General features: G+C 62.4%; 17 protein-coding genes and 3 pseudogenes. 6 read left to right on the forward strand and 14 right to left on the reverse strand.

The genetic code is table 11. From position 1 onward, the window contains the following. Window positions 1–13: 13 nt before the first annotated feature. Complete coding sequence (locus HL653_RS24620; RefSeq protein WP_367613608.1) at window positions 14–136, forward strand: cytochrome c; 123 nt, start codon at window positions 14–16, stop codon at window positions 134–136. A gap of 507 nt (window positions 137–643) precedes the next feature. On the opposite strand, the gene HL653_RS10825 is transcribed toward HL653_RS24620, so the two are convergent. The 5 genes from HL653_RS10825 to HL653_RS10845 all read right to left on the reverse strand — a co-directional run bounded on the left by HL653_RS10825 (window position 644) and on the right by HL653_RS10845 (window position 8,733). Continuing rightward, the gene (locus HL653_RS10825) at window positions 644–2,314 is read right to left on the reverse strand and encodes an amidohydrolase (protein WP_171744535.1); all 1,671 of its coding nucleotides are present in this window, start codon (window positions 2,312–2,314) and stop codon (window positions 644–646) included. Next, window positions 2,304–3,914, reverse strand: coding sequence for an amidohydrolase (locus tag HL653_RS10830; protein ID WP_171744536.1), 1,611 nt, complete (start codon window positions 3,912–3,914; stop codon window positions 2,304–2,306). Before HL653_RS10830 ends, HL653_RS10825 begins: the two co-directional genes overlap by 11 nt. 64 nt (window positions 3,915–3,978) lie before the next feature. Next, a complete protein-coding gene (locus HL653_RS10835) occupies window positions 3,979–6,903 on the reverse strand; it encodes a TonB-dependent siderophore receptor (protein ID WP_171744537.1) in 2,925 nt (974 codons plus the stop codon). A 235-nt stretch (window positions 6,904–7,138) separates the two neighbouring features. Further along, a complete protein-coding gene (locus tag HL653_RS10840) occupies window positions 7,139–8,140 on the reverse strand; it encodes a FecR family protein (RefSeq protein WP_171744538.1) in 1,002 nt (333 codons plus the stop codon). Then, entirely contained in the window at window positions 8,140–8,733 is a 594-nt protein-coding gene (locus tag HL653_RS10845) for an RNA polymerase sigma factor (protein ID WP_171744539.1), read from the reverse strand. The genes HL653_RS10840 and HL653_RS10845 overlap by 1 nt, the downstream gene beginning before the upstream one ends. Before the next feature lie 410 nt (window positions 8,734–9,143). Between HL653_RS10845 and HL653_RS10850 the strand changes: the two are divergent. Then, window positions 9,144–9,941, forward strand: a pseudogene (locus HL653_RS10850) (IS256 family transposase); the annotation flags it as partial. Between the two features lie 62 nt (window positions 9,942–10,003). Here HL653_RS10850 and tnpB read toward each other — a convergent pair. The 7 genes and pseudogenes from tnpB to HL653_RS10885 form a co-directional block, all read right to left on the reverse strand. Then, window positions 10,004–10,349: pseudogene (gene tnpB / locus HL653_RS24625) on the reverse strand (IS66 family insertion sequence element accessory protein TnpB). After that, entirely contained in the window at window positions 10,319–10,774 is a 456-nt protein-coding gene (locus HL653_RS10860; RefSeq protein ID WP_171744540.1) for a transposase, read from the reverse strand. Before HL653_RS10860 ends, tnpB begins: the two are co-directional and overlap by 31 nt. A 201-nt stretch (window positions 10,775–10,975) precedes the next feature. Continuing rightward, a complete protein-coding gene (locus tag HL653_RS10865; protein WP_171744541.1) occupies window positions 10,976–11,884 on the reverse strand; it encodes a LysR family transcriptional regulator in 909 nt (302 codons plus the stop codon). 52 nt (window positions 11,885–11,936) lie between these two features. After that, the gene (locus HL653_RS10870; protein ID WP_171744542.1) at window positions 11,937–14,327 is read right to left on the reverse strand and encodes a pyrroloquinoline quinone-dependent dehydrogenase; all 2,391 of its coding nucleotides are present in this window, start codon (window positions 14,325–14,327) and stop codon (window positions 11,937–11,939) included. 100 nt (window positions 14,328–14,427) lie between these two features. Continuing rightward, window positions 14,428–15,174 (reverse strand): alpha/beta hydrolase, encoded by a 747-nt coding sequence (locus HL653_RS10875; protein ID WP_253718032.1) that lies wholly within the window; start codon window positions 15,172–15,174, stop codon window positions 14,428–14,430. A gap of 373 nt (window positions 15,175–15,547) precedes the next feature. Further along, window positions 15,548–16,498, reverse strand: a complete 951-nt coding sequence (locus HL653_RS10880) for an SMP-30/gluconolactonase/LRE family protein (protein WP_171744544.1) — start codon at window positions 16,496–16,498, stop codon at window positions 15,548–15,550. Window positions 16,499–16,500: 2 nt separating this feature from the next. Continuing rightward, window positions 16,501–16,938: pseudogene (locus HL653_RS10885) on the reverse strand (molybdopterin cofactor-binding domain-containing protein); the annotation flags it as partial. Between the two features lie 145 nt (window positions 16,939–17,083). Here HL653_RS10885 and HL653_RS24630 point away from each other — a divergent pair. Further along, complete coding sequence (locus tag HL653_RS24630; RefSeq protein WP_367613609.1) at window positions 17,084–17,428, forward strand: integrase core domain-containing protein; 345 nt, start codon at window positions 17,084–17,086, stop codon at window positions 17,426–17,428. Window positions 17,429–17,482: 54 nt separating this feature from the next. Here the strand turns inward: HL653_RS24630 and HL653_RS10895 are convergent, their stop codons facing one another. Together HL653_RS10895 and HL653_RS10900 are read right to left on the reverse strand one after the other, a co-directional pair. Then, window positions 17,483–18,100, reverse strand: a complete 618-nt coding sequence (locus HL653_RS10895; RefSeq protein ID WP_171744546.1) for a hypothetical protein — start codon at window positions 18,098–18,100, stop codon at window positions 17,483–17,485. Continuing rightward, window positions 18,097–19,299 (reverse strand): alpha/beta fold hydrolase, encoded by a 1,203-nt coding sequence (locus HL653_RS10900; protein WP_171744547.1) that lies wholly within the window; start codon window positions 19,297–19,299, stop codon window positions 18,097–18,099. Before HL653_RS10900 ends, HL653_RS10895 begins: the two co-directional genes overlap by 4 nt. Window positions 19,300–19,809: 510 nt before the next feature. On the opposite strand from HL653_RS10900, the gene HL653_RS10905 reads away from it, so the two are divergent. From HL653_RS10905 to HL653_RS10915, 3 genes are read left to right on the forward strand one after another with little or no spacing between them, the layout of a single operon-like run. Further along, a complete protein-coding gene (locus tag HL653_RS10905) occupies window positions 19,810–21,495 on the forward strand; it encodes a sensor histidine kinase (protein WP_171744548.1) in 1,686 nt (561 codons plus the stop codon). After that, window positions 21,495–22,199: a LytTR family DNA-binding domain-containing protein gene (locus HL653_RS10910; RefSeq protein WP_171744549.1), complete on the forward strand. Its 705-nt coding sequence runs from the start codon at window positions 21,495–21,497 to the stop codon at window positions 22,197–22,199. The genes HL653_RS10905 and HL653_RS10910 overlap by 1 nt, the downstream gene beginning before the upstream one ends. Window positions 22,200–22,255: 56 nt before the next feature. After that, window positions 22,256–23,722, forward strand: coding sequence for a S41 family peptidase (locus HL653_RS10915; protein ID WP_216599975.1), 1,467 nt, complete (start codon window positions 22,256–22,258; stop codon window positions 23,720–23,722). Window position 23,723: the final 1 nt, after the last annotated feature.

The raw sequence follows: 23,723 nt of genomic DNA on the forward strand, positions 1-23,723 counted from the left end.
TGCGCAAACTTTTATGGCGCGGTGCAGCTATTGCCACGGCGCGGATGGCCGGGGTCAGAGTCAGTGGATTCCTTCCCTGGCCGGATCGGCCTCCTCCATGGCGAAAGAGAATGCCTCGTCGGTCAACGTGACCTGAACGGATCCGCCCAGGTGGTCGCGAAGGGCGTGCCCGACGCTATCGGATGCCGCCCTTCCGCGAGCACCTGCCGAATCAGGAGATCGCCGATGTGCTGTCGTTCATTCGGTCGTCTTGGCGCCACAGGTGAGGACCGGTTAAGCCGGACGAAGTAAAGAAGCTCCGCGCGCGAACAACGCCCGCGAGCAGCACCGTTAGCGTGCTTCAGATGCGGTGACGCCGTGATTTCGGTTGACAGCCGCTGCCGCGGCTGCCGTGCGCACGAGATCACAGGTTCGCCGCCTGGATCGCGGGCTCGATCCATCCACCGACATCGATTTTTCAGGAATCGCGGCGCCTGCATCGGTCCGGCGCTGCGGGCTTGCCGGCGATGCCATACCGAGCAGGGAGGTATGGCCGAGGCCCTATCACCGGATAGGCGATGGTCAGGACGAGACCATAACAGTGACCCAGCCACAGCATCAGCACGGCTCGTTTTGCCAAGGCCCGGAGGCTTGGTGGGATTTCCTATTGGTCCCATTGCCAATTTAGCGAAGAGGGCGAGACTTCGGCAGATTCAGTACTTGATGGGCGCCAGTCAACGCCGGCTTGAGGCAGATAGCTGCTCTTCATGAACTGCAAGTATGTTTGCCGAGAATCGGGATTATACTCAAAGTGGGCAAGCGCGCCGCGGTACCTAGCCATCTGGGTAGCGTTAATCGAAAGCGGAACCTTCGCATCTGACGGAAGAAGCGAAGACCATTTCGGGAACCCTGCCAACTGAGCGGCGAAGTCCCGCCTGATTCCCTTCAGCAGTGCCGGATCGGTAAGCAGATCGATGACTGTATCGGTCAGTGCCTTCGCGCCAACGGTCATGCCTTTGTGGGCGAGGGGTGTCGCGACACCGACGGCGGCCGCCCAGTGGTGGAGCGTGGTCGCACCGGGCGGTCGGGCAGGAAAGCGCATCCGGACCATCGGAACCTGCCAGGAGACATCGCCGGCATCGGTCGTGCCTGCTTCTTGTTTGCTCTGCGCGAGCGGAATGGTCTTGTTGGCAAGACCGACCACATCGACCTTCAAGGCGGTCTGCAGGTTCCGAGCGAAGGCGATGTCGTCGGTCGACCATTGCGGCATGCCGACGCGCTGGATATTGGCGTCGAGTACCTTGGCCAGTGCCTTGTTGCCGTAATAGGGCCAGGTCCCGGCGATGATCTGTTCGCTGACAGTCGTCCGCGTCGAGGCCGCCGCTCCTTTGGCGATATCCCGCACCCAATCAAGGATTTCGCTGACCAGCCGCGGAGACTTCGCCCGTATATAATACCAGTCAGTGGCGGCTTCCGGGATGATGTTGGGCTGCAGGCCGGCTTGCGTGACGACATTGTGTACGCGTGCATCGTCGGGATTGTAGCCGTGCTCGCGCATATAGTTCACGCCGAGATCAAGTAGCTCCACGCCGTCGAGCGCGCTGCGACCGGTCCAGGGCTGGGCGCCATGGCCGGACACCCCCTTATACTTCCATTGTACTGAGACACGGCTGAAGTTGGCGAGCCCGTAGGCCGTTCCGAACACCGTGTCGACGTGCACGTCAATCATAGCGTCCAGACCCTTGAAGAGGCCAGCATTGACCATATACCCGCGGCTCGCTCCGATCTCCTCAGCGGGGCCACCAAACAGAACCAGGGTACCGGGCAGGTGAAAGCGCTCCATCGCGACCTTGGCCGCAAGAGCAGCCGCGATGATCGTGGGCTGATGCGTGTTGTGCCCCTCGCCGTGGCCGGGCGCTCCCGCCACGATCGGCCGCTCGACAACGCTGGTCGTGTCCTGCGATGTGCCTGGCACGCCATCAAAATCAGCCATCAGGCCGATGACGGGGCCACCCTTGCCATATCGCGCGACGTATGCGGTGGGCATTCCAGCGACGCCGGTTTCGACCGTGAAGCCGTTGGCCCTCAGCTCCTTGGTCACCAGGGCGACCGTTTTGGTTTCCTGAAAGCCGATCTCGGCATAGGAATAGATGGCGTCGCCGAGCCGGCCCATTCGATCGGCGTAGCGATCGACCGCCGCTTCGGCCGCCCGCTTCTGCTGCGAAGACGCCGGCTGAGCGCCGGCGGGGCATGCCGCCATCGCTGCCGCGAGGATGCCGATCGTGCGCAGCCCGCTGCGAAGCTTCGAAATGCTCATATCGACATCAGCCTTCATGCTTGCCCCCCATTCCGTCCGACTGCTTGCCGACCGGCCCGGCCGGCTCGTCCGGCGGATACTTGATTCCCAGGCTCTCAAGGTACGTCTTGCTGGAGTTGGGATCATATTCGAACCTGCCGAGCGCCGGCCGATAGGTCTGCATCTGGTCTGTGTTCATGAAGGTTGGCGGCTTGGCGGTTGGCGGAATCAGGCTCTTCCAGGCCGGATATTCCCGGAGCTGGGCGGAAAAGCTGGCCTTCACGGCCGCAACCTTCTGCGGATCGGTCATCAGATCGAGCGCGGTCGCGACAAGAACTTTGGCGCCGGCGGCGATGCCCTTGTGCGCGACCGGCGTTGCCGGCGAGATCGCGGCCGACCAGTGATGATTGATCGAGCCGTCGATCTGCCCCGGTATCAGCATCCGGACGTAGGGCGCCTGCCATGTCACGTCGCCCGTGTCGGAGGAGCCGGTGATCTGAATGGCACGGTGGAGCGGTGCAACCTTCGTCGGCAGCCCCGTGATCGGCACGTCCATCGATTTCTGGAAGGCGCGGGCAAAGGCCTGGTCGTCGACCGACCATTTCGGCATGCCGACCAACTCCATATTCTGCTGGACATATTCGGCCAGCGTCTTGTTGCCGTTGAACGGCCATGAACCGGCGAGGATGTTCTCGGTGACAGTGGTCCCGGTCGCCTGCGCCGCTCCTTCCGCGGCAGCGCGGATCCGCGTAAACAGTTTCCAGAGCTGCGCCGCATCCTGGTGGCGCACATAATACCATGTCGTTGCTTCGGCCGGGACAACGTTTGGCTGCTTGCCGCCGTCCGGGATGGTGTAGTGGAAGCGGGCGAACGGCTCGACATGCTCACGCATGAATTCCGTGGAGGCGTTCATCACCTCGACCGCATCGAGCGCGCTGCGCGCCTTCCATGCCGAAGCGGCATGGCCGCCCTGGCCTTGGAAGGTCCACTGTACCGACATGATAGCCGAATTGTTGATGCCCCACGATGTCGCGAATTCGCGGCCGATGTGGATGTCGAGCATGGCATCGACGCCCTTGAAGACGCCGGCATTGACCATATAACCGCGGCTCGCTCCGAGTTCTTCGGCTGGGCCGCCATAGACGATGATGGTGCCGGGAAGTTTGTGCTCGTCTTTCAGCCGTTTGAGCGCGATGGCCGCCCCGATCAAGGTTGGCTGGTGGATGTTGTGGCCTTCGCCATGCCCTGGGGCGCCCTCGACCATCGGCCTGTGGGGAAGCACGGCGGGGTATTGCGACGCGCCGGGGACCCCGTCGAAATCACCCATCAGCCCGATCACCGGCCCACCACTGCCATAGGTCGCCATGTAGGCGGTCGGCATACCGGCAACGCCGGTCTTGATCTCGAAGCCCGCAGTGCGGAGTTCGCGGGTGACCAGCGCGATCGTTTTCACTTCCTGGAAGCCGATCTCTGCATAGGAGAAGATGGCGTCGCCAAGTCGGCCGAGATGGTCGGCCTCGCGGTCGACGATCGCGAACCCTTCCTGTTTCAACGCGTCCGTGCTTTCTGGTTGCGCGCCGGCCGGCGGAGCCAGGACAGCCGCGATCGCGCAGAACATCGTTATGGTTTTCGACCGCATGATCCATCCTTGCGAGAAGAAAGGGAGCCGGCGGTCCTGGGGAAGGAGCCGCCCTCGGCGCACGTTAGAGCCTGACGCGCGCACCGATCCGGAATTGCCGTCCGATCGTGTCGAAATACTGCTGCGCGACGCCGACCGTGGCACCTGGGGTGTTGGGCCGCGGCGAGATCGGCGGATCCTTGCCGAGCAGGTTCTGGATCACGCCGAACAATTCCAGCTTGCTATCGCTGACCTTGATCGTGCCCGAGAGATCGAAATACGTGGCGCCGGCGAAACTATTTTCTGCGATGGTCGCGGGGGTGAAGGAATTATCGTAGGTGCCGTGCCCTACGCCCCTGCCGATCAGCGTCAGCGAGCCCCTGTTGTTGGCGTAGGTCAGACTGCCGAAATAGCGCCACTTCGGCGGTCCTGACGACGACAGTCCCGATTGCGAAATCTCGTTGAGATTGTTGTCCCGAACGCCATTCGCGAGGGTATCGAATCGGTAAGTATACGACAGCATGGCCCGCAGCATGAGCCTGCCTGGCAAGGAAACCCCGTCGAGCCCGGTCGAGTAGCTACTCTCGAAGTCGAGGCCCGAGACGCGTTGCACGCTGGCGTTGAGCGGGATCAGGTTGATCTGGCTGATGAGTCCGTTCGTGCCGCGGATGATCTGGCTGCAGTAAATGCTCACGCCGGCGAAGCACTGATCGACCACCGTCTGTGCGGCGACGGTGAAGATGGAGTCGCTCAGCTTGATCCGATACCAGTCCGCGGAGATGGTGAAGTTACCCAGAAGCTTGGGCCGCAGGATGATCCCGGCCGTTGTCGTTTGCGCGATTTCGGGCGTGAGCGCGGGATTGCCCGATGTCACAAAGCGTGAGTTGAGACCGTTCGCAGGATTGAGCGGATCGATCACGTTTCCGGTGTTGGTCTGCCCGCCAAGAAACAGGTCGCTCAGGTTTGGCGCCCGGATGTCGCGCGCGCGGGTGCCACGCAGTCTAACCTGACTCGAGATGTCATAAGTCGCGCCGATTTTCCATGTCGCGACACCGCCACTGGTGCTGTAGTCTGTGTAGCGAACGGCACCATTCAGATCGAGCGACTTACCGAAGCGGGAGTCGCGCAGGAGCGGTACTACGACCTCGGCAAAGCCCTCGGCGACCCGGTAACTACCGTTGGTTGGCTTGTAGTTGCCCACATTGAAGGCGTTGGCGATTGAGAGATCGTCCGCGGTCGCAATAGCGCTCTCGTGCCGATACTCCACGCCGCCAGCGACCGAAATCGGTCCCGCCCAGATCGAGAAGGGCTCGCCCCGAACGCTCGCCGCCGCCACATGCTGCTGAAGCGTCGTGATGCCGGTCGCGGTACCAAGGACATAGGCTATCGCTGCGGCGGAGGGGGAGCCCAAGCCGAAGACATTGAACGGGGCGCAGCCGGCGACCCGGGAGCGGCAGACGATCGTACCGGTCCCTGGGTCGACAATCGCATCCACCGCATTGGTGAAGTTGGGCACGATCATATTGTTGGCCACGATATTGTAGACCCGGCTCCGGCCATATTGATAATAGGTGTTGGCTTTCCAGCTCCCTCCCAGGCTCACATCTGCCCCGACGACACCGCGCGCGAGTGACCGCTTGTTGATCGAGCGGCCGCGCCCGATATCGTCGTTGCGGCGTCCCATGACGAAGCTGGAGATACCTGCCTGCGCCATCCGTTGGCGAAGCTCGGAGGGCAGGAATGCGTTGTCGGATCGAATTGTAATATTGCCGGGACGGGTGTTGAAGCCGACGTCGAACTCGACCTTGGTGCGACCGTACGACCCCTCGGCGAACAACGTCACGTCGTCGGTCACTTCGTAGCTCGCGCGGCCGAAGGTGCTGACGAGCTTCATCGGCGTCGCCAGGACAAGGGTCCCCTGACTGTCGATATAGGTGCCGCCTAGTTGCGCCGCGCCAGAGACGAAACCGAAGTCGTAAGGCTGGAGTCTGCCACCCTCGCCGAATTGGATACCGCGGAGAGGCCCCGCGGTGATGAGGCCGCCGGGCGTCATATTGGAGACGCCGACCGGGCCCGCCACCGTCATCGTCGGCTGCCCGTTGCCGGGTGCGTAGGCCGGATTCTGAATGATCTGGTAGCCGCCGAACCAGCGCCGTGTATTTGCCTGCCCGACGCCATCGTCATCCAGGTACTGGCCGCTTAGAATGATGTGACCGCGTCCGTCGGCGAAAGGCAGGCCGACGGAAGCTTCGATCTTGCGCGATCCGCCATCGCCAAGTTGTGAGATGCCTGCCTGAGCCTCGGCCTTGAACCCTTTGAACTTGTCATCGAGGACGAGGTTGACGATGCCAGCAACGGCGTCCGACCCGTAGGCGGCCGAAGCGCCGCCCGTCACCACGTCGATCCGCTGGACCAGGGCGGAAGGCAGCAGGTTGATATCGACAGAGCCGGTGAGCGCGGAACCCACGACACGGCGGCCGTTCAGAAGGGTCAGGGTGCGGTTGGCTCCGAGCGCGCGGAGGTTAAGAAAGTTGGCGCCGGCGATGCCACCGCCGACGACGCCGTTGTTGACGGTCGGCGTGCTGGTGGGCGCGAGCTGCGGCAGATCGTTGATGACGTCGGCGATGCGGCTGGGCGCCTTGGCCTCGATTTGAGCCTGACCGAGCACGGTCGTAGGCGTCGGCGCCTCATAGCCGGGTCGGGCAACGCGTGTCGCCGTTACCGTGATGTCTTGGGGTTGCTCGACTGGAGGTGGATCGAGCGGCGTCGCGGGAGCGGGCTGGGGATCCGATGCCACCTGGAACGCTGCCTTGATGACACGGGGCTCCCCCAATCGGCGGATCGCCACGGTGTTCGCGCTAGTCCAGGTGACCGAAACCGGGGCGTTGCCGATAATGCGCCGCAAGGCGTCGCGGGCGGTGAGTTGTCCGATCGCAGACCCGCTACGGATGCCCCTGATTTCACCGGCCTGGATGATCAGCTGCACATGGCTCTGATCGGCATAAGCCATCAGACCAGCGGTTAGATCTTGGCTCTGTATTTGGAATCTGTAAAGTTGAAGAGCTTGTGCGTGCAACTCAGCGGCGCCAATAGGAAAGATTAACAGGGATGTTCCAATCATCAGGCGCGAGGAACATGAAAGCCCATTGGACCTACGCGAATTGATCGTCCGACTCATTTCACCCCCGGATTTCGATAGTCTGGTCCTCTCTGTCTTGTGTTTGTAATAATAACGATGAGCATCGCTAACTTGGGAATGCTCGAGTATTTTTTTTCTGCTGCCAGCGAGTACCTGCGTTCAGATGGACGTTATCATCGGTCGCGGGAACGATTCTGACCCCGGTGGCGCTTTCAAGTCCCGACAGCCAGTCTTCGATCGCATTGACCCGGACGCTGCCGGTGATTGGTAAGGCAGCGACATCCGGGCTATCGATTGTAATCGGTCGTGGTGAATAGCGGTTCAGTTCCATCACTATCGACCCAAGTGGTGCATCGACGAATTGCAGGACGCCCCGCTGCCATGCCACCGCCCGGCTCGTGTTGACCGCCCTGGGGATCCCGATCCGACCTTCGGTAGAATATGAGACCTGCATGTCCCGGCCAAGCGGAACGGGATCGCGTCCGCTGCCAGTCTCGATCTCGACCAGGCCTTTTACGACTGTGACGACAGTGGCGTTCAGCGTTCTATTGACATCGAAAGCGGTGCCAACCGCACGGGTCACACCCGCTCCGCTGTAGACGAGGAACGGTCGCCGGGCGTCATGGGCGACGAAGAACATGGCCTCGCCTTGCGCCAGTGAAATACGTCTCGAATCCGGTCCGTAGGCCACACTGACCATGCTTGCGCCGGCCAGCCTGATTTGCGAGCTGTCGGGGAGGCTGATGAGTCTCGTTTCACCCACGGCCGTGGTGAAGCGGAGCGCCGGCGGCTCCTGCGTGGCGGGCCATGGTCTGATCAGGGACAGCGCAAGAGCGCTGACGGCAGCGAAGCCGGCGAGCCAGACAGCCGCCATGCGATGGGCCGGGCCTTTAGATCCGGGCGCGACGCTCACCGTCTCGAAAGGGTGTAGCTGTGCGTTGCCGCATGCCTGCCAGAACCGTTCAACCTTGGCGAGCGCAGCCTGATGCTCAGGCGCACTTTCGATCCACGCCAGTGCCGCGGCGATTGCGTCTGCCGACGCCGCTTCGTCCTCAAGGACCAGGAAATACTCGGAAGCTTTTAGATTGATAATGTCGGTGGATGTCATCACTCCCACCCCTCGAGCTGGTGAAACCGCTCCGCACAATAGGACAGGGCACGCAGCACGTATTTTCGCACCATGCTTTCAGAAATGCCGTGCCGGATGGCGATCTCACCGTAGCTCCGGCCCTCGAATTTGTATTCCACGAATGCCCTTCGACATTTTTCGGGAAGCTCCAGGGCGATCTTGCGTACCAAAGCCAGGTCCTGTTGTGCAGCCAAGACTCTTTCGACGGAGGGAGCCTCGTCAGCGAGCGCCGCCGCGACAGTCTCGAGCGGGAAGGTTCCCGAGTGGCCGGCTCGCTGTTTCGCGCGAAGCAGATCTGTTGCCAGGTTCCGCGCCGTGACGAAGATCAGGGCCGTGAGGTTGCTGTCGCAACCATCTTCCGGCCGCTGCCATAGCCGGAGAAACGTCGATTGGGCGACGTCAGCAGCCTCCGTGTGTGAGCCTAGCCTCAGGGCGAGGAAGCGGAGCAATCGCCCCTCGCTCTCGCGATAGGTCCTTTCGAACTGTTCCCGGCGTGGATGATAGTCGTGCAACCGCACGACGACCGGAGTTACTGCGTTCTGTGACTCGGCATCGCTCATCTTGTCGATCACCCTCGCACTATAACGCTCGAGCTGAAGATTTTGAGAATGGCCATCGCATGATGGCGAGCATTCGCAGATAGCGCTGGAGGGCATCCGGCCGAAGCCAAGCGCCGCATGATGGCCCGCTTTGCCGACTGCGGGACGTGCTATCGCCCTCCGACAAATCTGCCTTGAAAGCAGACGCTGTCGCACGGCGGGTCTGATCACCGACAACCCATTTGAACGTCGGCAGCCGGGGCGAAGAATGACTATAGGCTTCGCTCATCGCGTGGGTATGATGGGACTGAGCCAAGTTACGAGCGACGATCGCTGCCTGCGGTCGTAGTGTGCGGGGGTGTCTGCAAAATCGCTCGAGGTGCGAGGCGGCCATGGCAGGCTGGTGATGTTCGAAGTCACCGACCCTGTGAGGAGCCGCTGCCATGACCAAGACCGAGGTTAGTCCTGCTGTTGCTGCCGTCCAAGAACTTCTGATCGGGCACCGGAGGGGCTGCGCAAGATCCGTTCGCAGCGTGATGCAAGAGATGCTGGAAGCGGAGATGGCCGACGCGGTTGGTGCCGGGAAGAGCGAGCGCATCGCAGCGCGGCTGGAGTATCGCTCTGGCTATTACAGCCGGACGCTGGTGGCGCGGGTAGGCAAGCTTGAGCTGCGCGTACCGCAGGACCGCGACGGGTGGTTCCCGACCGAGCTGTTCGGGCGCTATCAGCGTTCGGAGCAGGCGCTCGTCGCCACGCTGGCCGAGATGTCCGTGCAGGGTATATCGACCCGCAAGGTCAGGGCGATCACCGAAGAGCTGTGCGGGCACAGCTTCTCGGGGTCGGCGATCTCGGCGATCAACAAGCGGCTCGATGCGAGCCTGGCCGCGTTCGCCGGCCGTTGGCTGGCCGAGCCGTTCGCTTATCTGATCCTGGATGCACGCTACGAGAAGGTTCGCGAAGGCGGCATCGTCGCCAGCCAGGCGGTGCCGATCGCGGTCGGCATCGACTGGGACGGCCGGCGCCAGATCCTCGCCGTCGACATGGCCAACCGCGAGAGCCGCTCGTCGTGGAAGGACTTCCTGCTCGACCTGCGCAAGCGCGGGCTGCACGGCGTCGAGTTCGTCGTCGCCAACGATCATGCCGGCCTGCGCGCTGCGATCCGCGAGGTGCTGCCCGAAACCGCCTTCCAGCGCTGCTATGTCCACTTCCTCAGAAACGCGGTCGATCATCTGCCGCGCAAGGAATCACAGAAAACAGCGCATTTGAAGCGCAAAGTGCCCCTGTGCGCGAAGAATGTGTGTGCCTATCCGGCGCTGGTCGGCCGCCAGGTGTACTGCGGATTACGCCAGTCGACCCCCTCGAGCAAACAGGCCAATTGCGAGCTCGTCAGCGACACCGTTCCATCCTTTGCCGGTGGCCAGATGAAACGGCCTTTCTCGAGGCGCTTGGCCATCAGGCACAGTCCCGCCGTCCCACCATACCAGCTTGATCCGGTCACTGCGCTTGGCGCGGAACACATAGATCACCCCCGAATACGGGTCACCTCCGTACTCGACACCGACCAGCGCAGCCAGCGCATCCGGGCCTTTGCGGAAATCCACCGGACGCGTTGCTACCATCACCCTGGTACCCGGGCCGATCCCAAGCATCCCGCGGCAGTCTCTTGAAGAGCTTGAATGATGGCCACGACCAAGTCAGTCCGGGCTGCCTGTCCGATCCGGACCACTGCTCCACCGACTTCAACCTCAATGCCATCGTGAGAGCACGGCTGCGACGACCCGCCCACAACTGGAACAAACATGGGCTCGTCGCGCGGGGGCAGTTTGGCGGCTTCCATGGCGTAACGCAGCTCCCTGCGCCATGTGTAAAGCAGCGCTGTGCTGACCTCCCGCTCCCGAGCAAAGGCCGCGATATTATCGCAGCGCTCCATCTCCGAGACCAACGCGAGCTTCTGGTCCAGTGTCCAGACGCGGCGGCGACCTGCCATCCCCGCGAGAACCTCAATCCGCCGGACAGGCTTCAGAGGCACTCCAATGTCGGTGTCCAATGCGGTCGTAAGGCGGGTCTCGTCCATCCCCGCACTTCAGCTACAGACCCCGTGCATGGCAAGGTGGAGCCGGGACACCGCTTGCCCCTATCCGGGCGGCAATCGACCTTCATAGCGCCTCCACGCAAGGCGGCCTGAGCGCCACGGTTACAGGAGGTGGCGGGAAGCCGAGCAGCTATCTGGCTAGCTATGTGAGGGGCGGTGCGCATCGCTCTTCGCACCTCAACATTATAAACCAAGCGGGCGTAGCTCGCGTATGAGATCGATCAAAAGACGTAACCCGGTCGGCACTTGGCGTCGGCTGGAATAGTAGATCTGATAGCCAGGTCCAGTGGTCGCCCAATCCTCAAGGACCAGGCGAAGTTCGCCTCGAGAAATGTGCCCCTGGAATGTCGGTTCGGCACCATACATCAATCCAGTACCAGCTACCGCCAGCGCAAGCATTGCTCGTCCTTCATCAACTGTAATCTTGCTCGGCACGCTCAATGCGAACTCGCCCTCTGGGCCCAAAAACTCCCAACGGTAAATGCGATCATCGCCAAGTCGCACAGCCAGACAGTGATGATTGCAAAGGTCTTCGGGCGTTTTCGGTGTGCCGTATCGTTCCAAGTACGCCGGGGATGCGGCAACAACCCAGCGGAGATCAGCCGACAGGCGTTGCGTAATCATGTCTTCTGGTACGGTTCCTCCGTGACGGATGCCGGCATCGAAGCCGCCGTCCGTCACGTCAACCAGGCGATCCCTGGCTGCCACATCAATTTCAATCTCAGGATAGCGCTCGGCAAATACCGGCAAAACGGGTGCCAGGAGGAGAGCTGCAGCATCAACGACAACGTTCAGTCGAACACGGCCAGTCGGTGCGTCTCGGTAGCGATTCAGGTTCTCAATTGCCTGATCGATGACCTCGAAGGGGTCCGATATCTGGTCGCGCAACTCCTCGCCAGCCGCGGTCAACGTGACGCTGCGGTTGGTGCGGTTGAGCAGGCGAACCCCCATCCGAGCTTCCAATCCCTTGAGGGCGTGGCTGAGGGCGGAAGCACTGACGCCTAGCTCAAGGCCGGCGAGGCGAAAGCTGCGGTGACGCGCGATCGACACAAAGTAGGTCAGGTCGGCAAGATCGGATCGTTTGGATGGCATACGTCACCCTGCGCGTAACCACCGCTTCTCGCAAGAAAAGCGGTGGCCGAATTTATGTTCGGGGCAATGCGAACGCGACGATCTTGTTGGCGAGCGTAGTTTTCAGCGCCTTGTTGCCGCCAGCGGCGATGACGACAAATTGGCGTCCGCTACGCGGACTGATGTAGGTGATCGGCGTCGCGTTGGCGCCGCCCGGCAAGCGCGCCTGCCACAGCTCACGGCCGGTGCGGACGTCGAGCGCGCGCAGCGTGTTCTCGGCCGCAGCGCCGACGAAAACGAGACCGGATCGCGTCGTTATCGATCCGCCAGTGAGCGGCGTGCCGATAGTGATCGGCAGCATCGAAGGGATGCCGAGCGGGCCGGTATCTCGGGCGGACCCGAGCGGCTTCGACCAGATCAGCTTGCCGGTGGTAAGATCGACGGCACCGATAAAGCCCCACGGCGGCGTGGTGCAGGGTACGCCGAGCGGCGACAGGAACGGCGTGCCGTATGCGCCAAATGGCGTGTTGAGCATCGGTCGCTGCGCATCGCCGCCCGGCGTCTTGCCGTTATTGAGCTTAAAGTCGCGCTTGGTCGCCTCTTGGCGGGAGACTACGGTGACACGATCGGCGGTGCGCATCCAGGTCACGACCATGATGCCGTGGTCGACGTCAAGCGACACACCACCCCAATTGACCCCGCCCGATGAGCCGGGATCGAAGATGGTAGGCTTGTCGAGCATTGAGGGGGTCAGGTGGCCCTCGTAGCGCGAACGGCGGAACTGGATGCGGCAGAGCATCTGGTCGATCGGTGTCGCGCCCCACATGTCCTTTTCGCGGAACGCGCCGCCACGGAACGCTGGCAGCCCAGTCGAGAAGGGTTGGGTCGAAGTAAGCCGCTCGCCCGGTGTGACCCGGTTTTGCGGCACAGCCATTTCGACGACGGGGAAGATGGGCCGCCCGGTGGTGCGGTCGAGCACGAAGACCTCGCCCCGCTTGGTTGCCTGGATCAGCCCCTGACGGATGCCGTTCGGGGTCGGCAGGTCCGCCAATGTCGGCTGTGCGGGAACGTCATAATCCCAGATATCGTGGTGTGTGGTCTGGAAGCGCCAGCGCAGCCGACCGGTCTCGGCATCGAGCGCGATCACTGCGTCGCCCAGCGCCTCGTCGGAGGGTCGCCGCTGCGCGCCGTAATTGTCGGGTGTCGCGCCTCCCATCGGCAGATAGACGAGGCCGAGCGTCTCGTCGGCGCTGATCGGCGCCCAGCTGTTGGGGGAAGAGGGCGTATACGTCTGCCCGGCCGGCGGGGCGCCGATCCGGTCGGGATGGCCGGGATCATAAGCCCAGGCGAGCGTCCCCGTCACCGCGTCGTAGGCGCGTATGACGCCAGACGGCCCGTGCCAGAATTGGTTATCGGGGATGCCGCCACCCACGACGACCTTCCCGCGGACGATCTGCGGCGCCGAGCTGACGTAGAACTGGCCTTTGGGATAGCGGCTGATGTTGGCGTTGAGTTCGATGGCACCGGCGGTGCCGAAACCGGGGCAGGGCCGCCCGGTTCGGGCATCGACGGCGACGAGCGTCGGCACCTGGCTCGCACCGAAGATGCGTTCGGCGCAAAGGCCGGTAGCACCCGGCACACGGTAGTAGGAAACACCACGACAGGGCTTGCCGAGCGCTTCCCGGCCGGGCGCCATGTCATGCGTCCAACGAGTTTGGCCGGTCTCGGCATCGTAGGCGAGGATGCGATTGTATCCGCTGCATGCATAGAGCGTGTCGCCGATCATGATCGGCACCGTCTCGAGGCCGTTCTTGGGGCCGGGGCCGGCGGGGCCGGCATCCACCGTCCAGGCGACCTTGAGCTCGGCGACGTTGCCCGGCGCGATCTGAGTGAGCGGACTGAAGCGGGTGCCTCCCTGATCGTTGCCGAACGCCGACCAGTCGGAACGGTCGGCAACCGCGAGCGGCTTCGCGAGCCAGCCCGGCGCGGCTGTCTGCGTGCCACGACGAAGCCATGCAGGCACGGGATCCGCGTCGGTGGTGCGGTGAAGGAGGAAGCCGGCCGCGACCGACAAGGCGAACAGAGCGATCGTCGCGGAAACGCGACGTATTCTGTGGGCTGATGTCAGCGCGCTCGTGTCGAGCGGTATGACCAACAGCAAAAGGCCAAGACCAGCAGGGGCAAGAAGGCGCGGCACCAGCGGCCATCCGGCGAAGCCTACCTCCCACAGACTCCATATGAGCGTCACCGCGAACATAACCACGTAGAGGAGGCGAGCGCGGCGGTCGTCGCGCCAGAGAAGGAGCGCGGTCGTAATCAGTGCCAGGCCGGCGGCAAGATAGTAAAGCGATCCTCCATCGGCGACGAGTAGCGTCCCGCCCATGGCTAAGGTCAGACCGAGCAGACCAACAAGCGCGGCTGCGCCAAGGCGAGTCCATCGTCCCGCGGTCTGCGCGCTATTCATAGCCATTCACCAGTCTCAACATTGCAGCGATGGTAACGTCGTCCGACCGCACCATTCTCATGAGCGTCGTGCGATGAGGTGATGAAGGTTGCTCATCACCTTAGCCTGAAGGAGGCATCGTAAGCGACAATCTGTCGAAAACGTCACGCGCTTCCGGTGTGAATGTCGCGCCTACGAAGACATGGAATGCGCCGGGATATTCGCGATAATCGCACTCGACGCGCGCGGTCACACATCTCGCCGCGAACGTGCGGGCATCGATTACGAAGATATCCGCATCGCCCTGGAAGATCGCGATCGGCGGCAGTCCGGTCAGCTCAGCGTAAAGTGGGCTTAGCTGCGCGCATGCGGGGTTCGCGTCCCCGGCCCACCATGCTCCGGCCTGACGCAGTCCGTCGACGGCCAGAATAACGTCGCGAGCTTCCAATGCCCTGATGCGTGGATCCCGCAGTTCCAAATCGAGCCACGGCGAGAAGAGCAGCAGACGTTGGGGCAGAGACTGCCCCATGTCGCGACGACGTAGCGTGAAATTGAGAGCGAGGTTGCCGCCGGCGCTGTCGCCGGCGAGAGCGATACTCGCTCCAGGAGCCTGCTTCTGCACGGTATCATAGACGCTGTGCATCAGCGCTGTTGCACGCCTGTAGTCGTTCTCCGGCGCGAGCGCGTAGAGCGGCACGGTTACGCTCGCACCGGTGGCAGCGATGATCGCGCCGATGATGCCCCAGTGCGGACGCGCGAGCGGATGGATATAGGCACCCCCATGCAGGTATATGACATGCCACCCGCTGCCGTCCCTATGGGGCGTAAGGGTGATGACCTTCTGACCGTCAAGATGCCATTCATGCACCAAACATGTGCGGCTCAGCCTCCTCGGCAATGGCGCATCGGCCGGACAGGGTCGATGCTTCGTGCTGGCGCGTAGCCGAGCTACATCGCGAAACCCGTTCGGCAAAAGCCGCAAGGCGGATCGCGCCACGAGCATCGACGGACTTACTCCCTGCCGGCGAGCACGCACGGACAAGACGCCGCTACCAAGGGCGCCCGCGCTTACAATCCCGCTCAGGATCCAGGCAAAAATTCTTGCCCGGCGTCGCTCGTGCTTTATCGTCTGTCCGGTCCGCATCGATCAGTTATTGTCCGAGTGCTCATCGAACGCAAAACGCACGACATGGCTAGGGTAGCCATCCGAGAGCGGCGTTTTGTGACGGGGCATCGCCACATCAGGGGACATGAGCGCGAAAGATCATACCGGCATTTTCTTCCGCGCCGTCACTCGAGACAATCTCGATCTCACCGGTAGCAGGTTGGATAGCGAGACTGGTCAGGTGCAGGTTCTGCCCGGCGTCGCGATCCGGCAGCACGATTTGTGCGACGGGCAGGCCTGTCGGCGAGAAGATGAGGATTCGGCCCTGCCCGTAGAGGCAGACATACACGCGGCCCTGCGTGTCGACGCGCATCGAGTACGGCGCCGGCCCGGTGAAGTGGTAGGCGGTAACGGCGCCGAACGGCGCGGGGGTCGTCGCGTCCTTGAGATCGATGCGATATAGGCGGCCAAGCGCGAATTCGCCGATCCAGAGTCGCTTGCCATCGGGGCTGAGGGCAATGCCGTTGGCGACCGCCAGATGGCGTACCACGGGCACTGGGGCGCTCCCTGGCGCGACATACCAGACGCCGCCGGTCGCCTCGCCGATGCTGCCGCGAGCGTCGGTGAAGTAGAAGCCACCGCGCGCGACGAACACGATGTCGTTGGGTGTCAGCCCGGCGCTCTCGGCAACGATCATCGTCTGCTGCGTGCCGTCGATCGCCATGGCGACAATGGCCCCGCCACCTTTGTCGTTGGCCGCAGCCACGAAGACGCGGCCGTCTGGACCAAGAGCCATACCACCCGGCATCAGCCCAGGCAGCTTGACTACGGGAGTGACCCGGCCGCGGCGATCCAGGCGGAGCACTCGGCCGCCCTGCACGTCGGGAAACAACAGATCTCCGTTCGGCAGGAACACCGGACCTTCCAGGTCCATCGTCACGCCGGGCACAACGATAGGGCGATCAGCGATCGTCGTTGGCAATGCCTTTTCGGCCGGCGGTATCGGCACGATGCTGTAAGGCGGCTGGGTCGCCGCTCCGGCAGCGCACGCCAAGAGGAGGGCGGTCGCGAGGGCTCGCCGGGCCATCCTCACGCGACCGTCGGTAGCTGGGCGAGATGCTTGTCGAGCGTCATCGGATAGTCGCGCACGCGCACTCCCGCTGCGTTGTAGACCGCGTTGGCGATGGCAGAGGCAACGCCGGATAAACCAAGCTCGCCACGCCCTTGGCCTTGACAGGCGTTATCGTGGGATCGACCTCATCGATGAAATGGGACGTCGAGATGTGGCACGTCGGCGTGGACGGGTACCCCGTAGCCGACGAGGTCGTGGTTCACGAAGAAGCCGAAGCGCATGGCCACCGCCAGTTCCTCCGTCAGCGCCGCACCGATACCCATCGTCATGCCGCCGATCACCTGACTGCGCACGGTCAGCGGGTTGATAATGCGTCCCGCGGCGCACACCGCCAGCTTCCGCCGCACGCGCACCACGCCGGTATCGGCATCCACTCCCACTTTGAGATAGCCCCCTAATTGACCTGACAGGTCTCGCTTTGAGCATACGACTAGGCGTTACAGCGACAACGGCGAGAAGGTCCGCGACCTGATGATCGCTATTGTCGAGCATCGGTCTCGTCCCACGCACCACCCCGGTCAGCAGCCCGCAGTCTACAGCATGGCAGAGGTCTTCGTCCGTACGCTCAAGTGCGACCATGTCCGGTTGAACCACACGCCTGATGCCCGCGCCGTCACCGAGCAGCCGCCCGCCTGGCTGACTCCTTACAACCAGGTCCGCCCGCACAAGACGCTAGGCTACCGCTCGCCCCGCGAGTACATCATGCAAACCCTTGAGGCCCCGTCAGGCATTTTGGGGGCAACGTCACACTTCCCGCATCAGCGATACGAGCTTGTCGGCGCTGGCGACTATCGGTCTGGGACCATCGAGAGATGCGCTCCCGGCCAGTGCGAGGGCGGCACGGTAGAAGCTTCCGTGATCGGCAGCGGCTACCGCCAAACTTAGCTGTTTAAAAACTAAAAGGCACCGGTCCTATCCATGCGTCAATATCGTTTGGCGCTATTCCGCCAGCGGGATCACTGAGGATCGATCCATGTTGGAAATCTTTTCTTGCCGGAGGATCCTGCTGAGTTGCCAGACCGAGATCATGTACGAGACCGCCACCGCAGCCGCGACCGCGCCCATTCGATTGCCAGGAACAAGAAGCCACGCGGCGACTACTAGCGTGCAGCGGAGGCCAAGGTGAATCAGACCCAGAGGGTGGTCGATGGTCCACGAGAAGACCGCCCAATGGAGGCCGAACGCCACTCCTATTGTGAGGGGGAACAGCGTTGGGGCATATATCCAAACCGGAACATGGATTGCCCATGTGGCAAGGACCATCATGCGTGCGAGATTGGCCAGCCGGAACAGGGGATTGTCGGAACTCTCCCGCATCTGCTCTCCGCGCAGCCACCCGATCAGAGCCGCGACCGGCATGATCGCCCAGAAGCAGATCGCGAGAGCGAGGTTGGCGTGCTCGGGCGCTACAAAGAGGCTCGCGAGAGCGGCGATCGAGTAATTTATACAGCCCGTGATTGGCAATGACGGAACGCCTTTACGCCGACAAAGGAAGTCGGCTCGCATCTCGTCAAGCGTCATCGAGCGTCTCGCACCAGCTACGGCTTGATCGGTCATCGCCTCACCTCCGGCAGAGCAAAGGCAACGGGATCGAGCGAGACCTCCACTGGAAGATCCGCCGCGCTCCCGTTCCGTAGGAATTCGTAGACCTTGGCTGCAATGTCGGGTCTGCTGCGAAGAAGGGCGAACGTACCGTTATGTTGACCCCGGTGAAGTAAGATCGTGCGGCTATTCGGGAAGTAGGTCTGAATCGCGAGTGTATTTTCGACCGGCGTGGAAACGTCCCAGTCGCCTTGGACGAACAGTATCGGAGTAAGGTCCAGTACCGGACGGCGATATTCATCACCCGCATCCTTGGTCGCCCATTCGCCCTTGGTGGCCAGATAAGAGGCTGAGTCCCATCGGCCAACGAGCGGCAAGGCGGGGTCGTTCTCGAGCAGCGCCTTCCGATCCGACGTCATGTCGAGCCCGATGTTTATGAGGGGGTTGATGAGGGCGCGAGTTTCAGGAGCGCGCCAGTCGATTACCTCCTGCGCCCAGTTCTTATAGTTCTGTTGATATACCGAGAGCACGAAAGCCGGGAACGTCGCCGCATCTGCGGCGTGGGCGATCAACGCGTATTGATAGTCCTCGACGCCCATGACGACGCGTTTCGGCGATCCGCCATGCTTAACCACTGCGCTAACAGGGCGTGCCGCTAAGCGATTGCGGGTCGCTTGGATCGCCGCAACGAGGCCCCCGGGCGGAAGGTAGGGCTTCAAACGCGCATCAACGTCGGCTTCGCAAACGATGCGGCGGATTGCAGCGAAGACGTCCGACGGCATGTCGTAGCCGTAATTCAGTGGTTCGGCCGAGGAGATGACCGCACGTGTCACGAGGCCTGGATGCGACTTCATCACAGCGAAAGCCCACTGGGAACCGAAACTGGCAGCCACCAGACTGATACGATCATAACCGAGCGCCGATCGCAGGTCGTCGACATCGTCCGCCAGCGCCGAGATCGAATAACCCGACAGGTCGGCTTTTGGGTAGGCCGCTTGGGCACGGCGAGCCATGTCACGAACGGCCGCAATATCCTGGGCCGTCGTCATCGGCCGGTCCAGGGGGAGCGCCTTTATTTCGCTCACCATGAGATCGCCTCGGAGCGTATAACCGCGTTGCTCGATCACGATCAGGTCCGCGACGTTCGCATAGGCCTGCCACGCCTTTACGCGCCGCCTCGCGACATCATTTTTATCGAGCACGATGTCGAGCATCGTGACGCCGGGTCCGCCTACTAGAAGAAAGACGGGAGGCGCTCCAGTCGGGTGTGCAGCCCTGACCCGCGCAAATCCGACCCCTATCATGCGGCTACCGGAAACCGCCCGGTTTTCAGGCACAAAGACAGTCCCGATCTCGTAGGACATCGGCGAACCGTCGATTGCCGTGGCGACCCCAGCCTCGATGATCACTCTTCGTGAGGTCGCAGCCGAAACAGAGCTAGTCAGCAACATCTGGGAGAACAGAATTACCAAGGCGCTGAGTAAGGAAGTGTGTGGGAGTAAGGAACTGCGTGGTTTCACTCAGCGTCTCCGGCAAAGACTCGTCGGCATGATGAGAACACATTGTTTGGCAAGCGGCGTCGGCGACGTGCAGCCGTAACCCGGCAGCATCATCATGCAGTGTCTTATGAGATCTGGTCCACTTGCGGGGGAGCAATCGGTTAGCGGCGTCGCAGCGTCGGTGAGCGGTAAGACTTGATCGAAATTCGCATTATAAGACCACCCATGAGCCGGCTGGCACTGATCTTTCTCGCCCTTCTCTTCGCGCTACCCGGTCGGGCCGCCGCGATGCCGGAGGTGCGCGAGGTAGTCTCGTGCAGCAACATTTCGAATGTTCCCCCAGACTTCACAGGAGCCACATGCCGTCGCATCCCGGTGGGCTCGATCGATCCCCAGAGACGGCAGGTCTGGGTCAAGGCGATCATTGATTTACCTTCGGCTTCGGACGAGCCGCTCGCAGTGAGGGTGGCGGCGATGGCCGCCAGCGAAGTGTGGTGGAATGGCACGCGATTGGGCGCGAACGGCCGGCCGGGCGCGAGGGCCTCGACGGAGATTCCCGGCCGACTGGATGCCGTATGGCCTATCCCTCCGGCTCTGCTGCGACCTGGACAGAACATCCTCGTTTTGCGTCTGTCCTCTTGGCATCAGCCTTGGCGCGTGGACCGACCGATCCTGCAAATCGACACCGAGGATTATGCGGGCTCGCTAGCGCCTCTTCTGCTCTATTACCTTCCCGCGATACCAACCGCAGGAACATTCGTCATCGCCGCGATCTTCTTCGGCGCTGCTTGGCTGACGGATCGGCGCGACAAAGGGTCGCTTGCTCTAGCGGCGTTGTCCCTGTTCACGCTGTTGCAACTGACGGCTGAGATATCTCGCGGCATTTTACCGCTGCCCTATCCGTGGCAGGCGCCTCGTCTCGCCTTGATCATGCTTTGCGCTAGCGGGGTCGGGCTTTCAATGCTGGCCTACGCAGTGTGGCACTATCGCCGAAAAGCGATGCGCTGGTGGATGGTCGGCGGGACCGCTGTTCTGCTCGGCGTGTGCGCCCTTTCGATCCCTGCAGACCAGCGATCACAGTTAGTCCTCGCTCTTGGTGCGCTCGGTTCAATGCTGGCGACCGGCGCCACAATCCTGCGCCGTGGAGATGAAGGGCGAAGAGCCCGAATACTGCTGGCGGCATTGGCAATCTTTATCATCTTGCTCGCCATCCAGCCCGACTTTCTCGATGCAACGCTCTACCTGACACTCGCGGCGCTGTCCGCCATCCTGTTCGCCAATCAGATACTTCTCCTGCGGAGGATTCAGCGCGAAGCCACTGCAGAAGCGGCTCGAGCGGCAGGCCTGGAGATGGCTCTTCTCAGGCAGAGCATCGCGCCGCATTTCCTGCTCAACACGCTCAACAGCATGATCGAGTGGGTGGAAAGCAATCCGCGCGCCGGCGTGCGGATGATCGAGCTACTCGGCGATGAGTTTCGCACCCTGTCCAGGATCGCAGGGCAGCCGTTGATAGCTCTCCAGGAGGAAATCGACTTATGTCGGTCCCATCTTCAGTTGATGGCATTTCGAACCGACGCACGGCTCAGTTTCGCCGTCGAGGGCGAGGTTTCGGCTCTCCGTGTTCCGCCGGGCGTCATTCTTACACTCGTTGAAAACGCGTTGGTTCACGGCCGGTACGTCGATGGAGATTCCTTTTTGCTTAAGGTCGTTCGCTTTGACGACGTCCTCGTAACCCTTGAGCTAACCACACCGCCCAGCCTGCACGAAGGTGCCGGATCGCTGGGGACAGGCACCGGCCTAACCTATGTCGGCACGCAGATAGCCGCAGCGTTCGGCAACGCCGCAACAGTCAATGCGGAAGCAACAGCCGGCAACGGCTGGTGTACGACCATCGTCACAGGTGCTGTTTGATGCGGTTGCTGCTGGTGGAGGACGAGGCGTCCGCGATGCGCCGATTGATGCGGCTGGTTCGCGAGCATCTGGGCGGCGGCGCTCTGTTGACCTGTGTCAACGACGTCGCAACTGCCATAGAGCAACTAGGCACCACATCCTTTGACGGTGTGCTCCTCGACCTCAATTTGAGCGGCAACAACGGCTTCGACGTCATGCGCGCGGTTGGCGAAACGCCGTGCGTGGTCGTATCGGCGTATGCCGACCGGTCGCTTGAGGCCTTCGATCACGCGGTGCTGGATTTCGTGCCCAAGCCGATCGTGCCTGCGAGACTCGCGCAAGCGCTCGATCGGCTTGCAACGACACGTGACGGGCCGAGGCGCCCGTCTCTCATCGTGCGGAGCGCTGGTCGCGCGGAAATAGTCGATTGCGAACATGTAGTCCGCATCCAGGGCGCAGATGATTATGCCGAACTCGTAACCATCGACGATAGACATCTGCTTCATGATGGTAGCCTGACTTTCTTGGAGCAGCGGCTTCCGCCGCATTTCGTGCGAACGCATCGTTCGCACATCGTCAACGTGATCCACGCCTCGGCGATCGTTCGCGAGGAAGCTGGGGCGTCGATCAAGTTAGTGTCGGGTCACCTCGTACCGGTCAGCCGGCGTCGACTCCATGATGTCGAGCGCCGGCTGCTGATGGAGCGACGCATAAGTCAGTTCTAGAAGGTCCACCCGGACGGCGGTGATGCCGAGCCGACAGGAGAAGAATGAGGATGTGCATGCTCAACATAGTGGCAGCATTAGTCGCTGTGCCCGCATATGCCCAAGGTACCGATGCCGCATTCACCAAGCGTTTGCATCGACTAGCTGCCCAACTCGACCTGCCCGTGTTCGCGGCCATGCTTGTGCGCTCGGTCGTCTTACTTTCCGTACTTGCCGCTTCTCCCGCCTGGGCCCAACGCCCCGCGCCGGTGACGGTGGCGCCGAGCGCAGCACCGGCGGACTTGACGCCCGGTCAGCGGTCCGCTGCGATCGACGATATCATACAGAAGGTGTCCGCGCGTTACGTGTTTCCCGATCGCGTGCCGACGATAGTCGCGCGGCTGAACCAGGCTCGGGCCTCCGGCCGCTACGCGACCGGCAGCCCCGCTGACTTTGCCGCCCGCGTCAGCGAAGACCTGCGTGAGGCGAGCAACGACCGCCACATGTATCTGACCTATGCGCCCGAGCAGTTCGCAGCCGCAAGCGCCGGCAAGGGCGGCGGCGAGGACAGTCCACAGCTTCAGGCGTTCTGGGAGCGCGAGGCGCATCGCGACAATCACGGGCTGACGGAGATGAAGATCCTGTCAGGCAATGTGCGGTATCTGCGCGTCGCTGGCTTCGAATGGGTCGAGGATCAGACCGGTGCGGCCTATGACGCGGCGATGCGCTTCCTGCGCAGCGGCGACGCCGTGATCATTGATCTGCGCGGCAATGGCGGCGGATCACACGCCGCGGTGCGCTATCTGCTCAGCCATTTCATGGATGGTGACAAGCTCGACATCACCTTCCTCGAAGCAGGCAAGGACCCAATCCAGTCGCGTACGTTGGAATATCTTCCGGCCGGCCGGCTGAAGGGCAAGCCGCTATATGTGCTGATCAGTAACCGGGTCGGCTCTGGCGCCGAGGCCTTCGCCTATGACGTCCAGCAATTTCATCTCGGCACGCTGGTCGGTGCCACCACCTCGGGTGCTGCGAACAACAACGAACTGTCCCCGATCGCGCCGGGCTTCATGCTGAGCTGTTCCTATGGTCGGCCAGTGCATCCGGTGTCGCAATCGAACTGGGAGGGTTTCGGCGTAGCGCCCGACGTGGCCACAGAGCCAGAACAGGCGCTGGATGTCGCGCACTCGCTAGCGCTTGCCGAACTCCTCAAGCGGACGGACGCGAACCCCGCCGATCGTGCCGAATGGATATGGGCAAGCCCCGCAGTCGAGGCGCGGCTTCACCCGCCTGTGTTGTCGCAGTCCAGGATGCGGGCGTTGGCCGGCCAATATGGCGACCAGCGCGTGTTGTGGCGAGATGGCGCGCTACACTATGTCAGGCGCAACGGTCAGGCGGCCCGCCTCATTCCGCTCACCGACGACGCGCTGTTCACGGTCGAGGGTTTGGATGACCGGCTCCATATCCGTCTGAGCGCCGATGCAATGGAACTGCAGTGGAACGACGATCCCGCGCCTGCGCGTCTGCCAAAAACGAGGAATTGAT

The sequence above is a fragment of the Sphingomonas sp. AP4-R1 genome (assembly GCF_013113735.1).
Taxonomy (GTDB): domain Bacteria; phylum Pseudomonadota; class Alphaproteobacteria; order Sphingomonadales; family Sphingomonadaceae; genus Sphingomonas_I.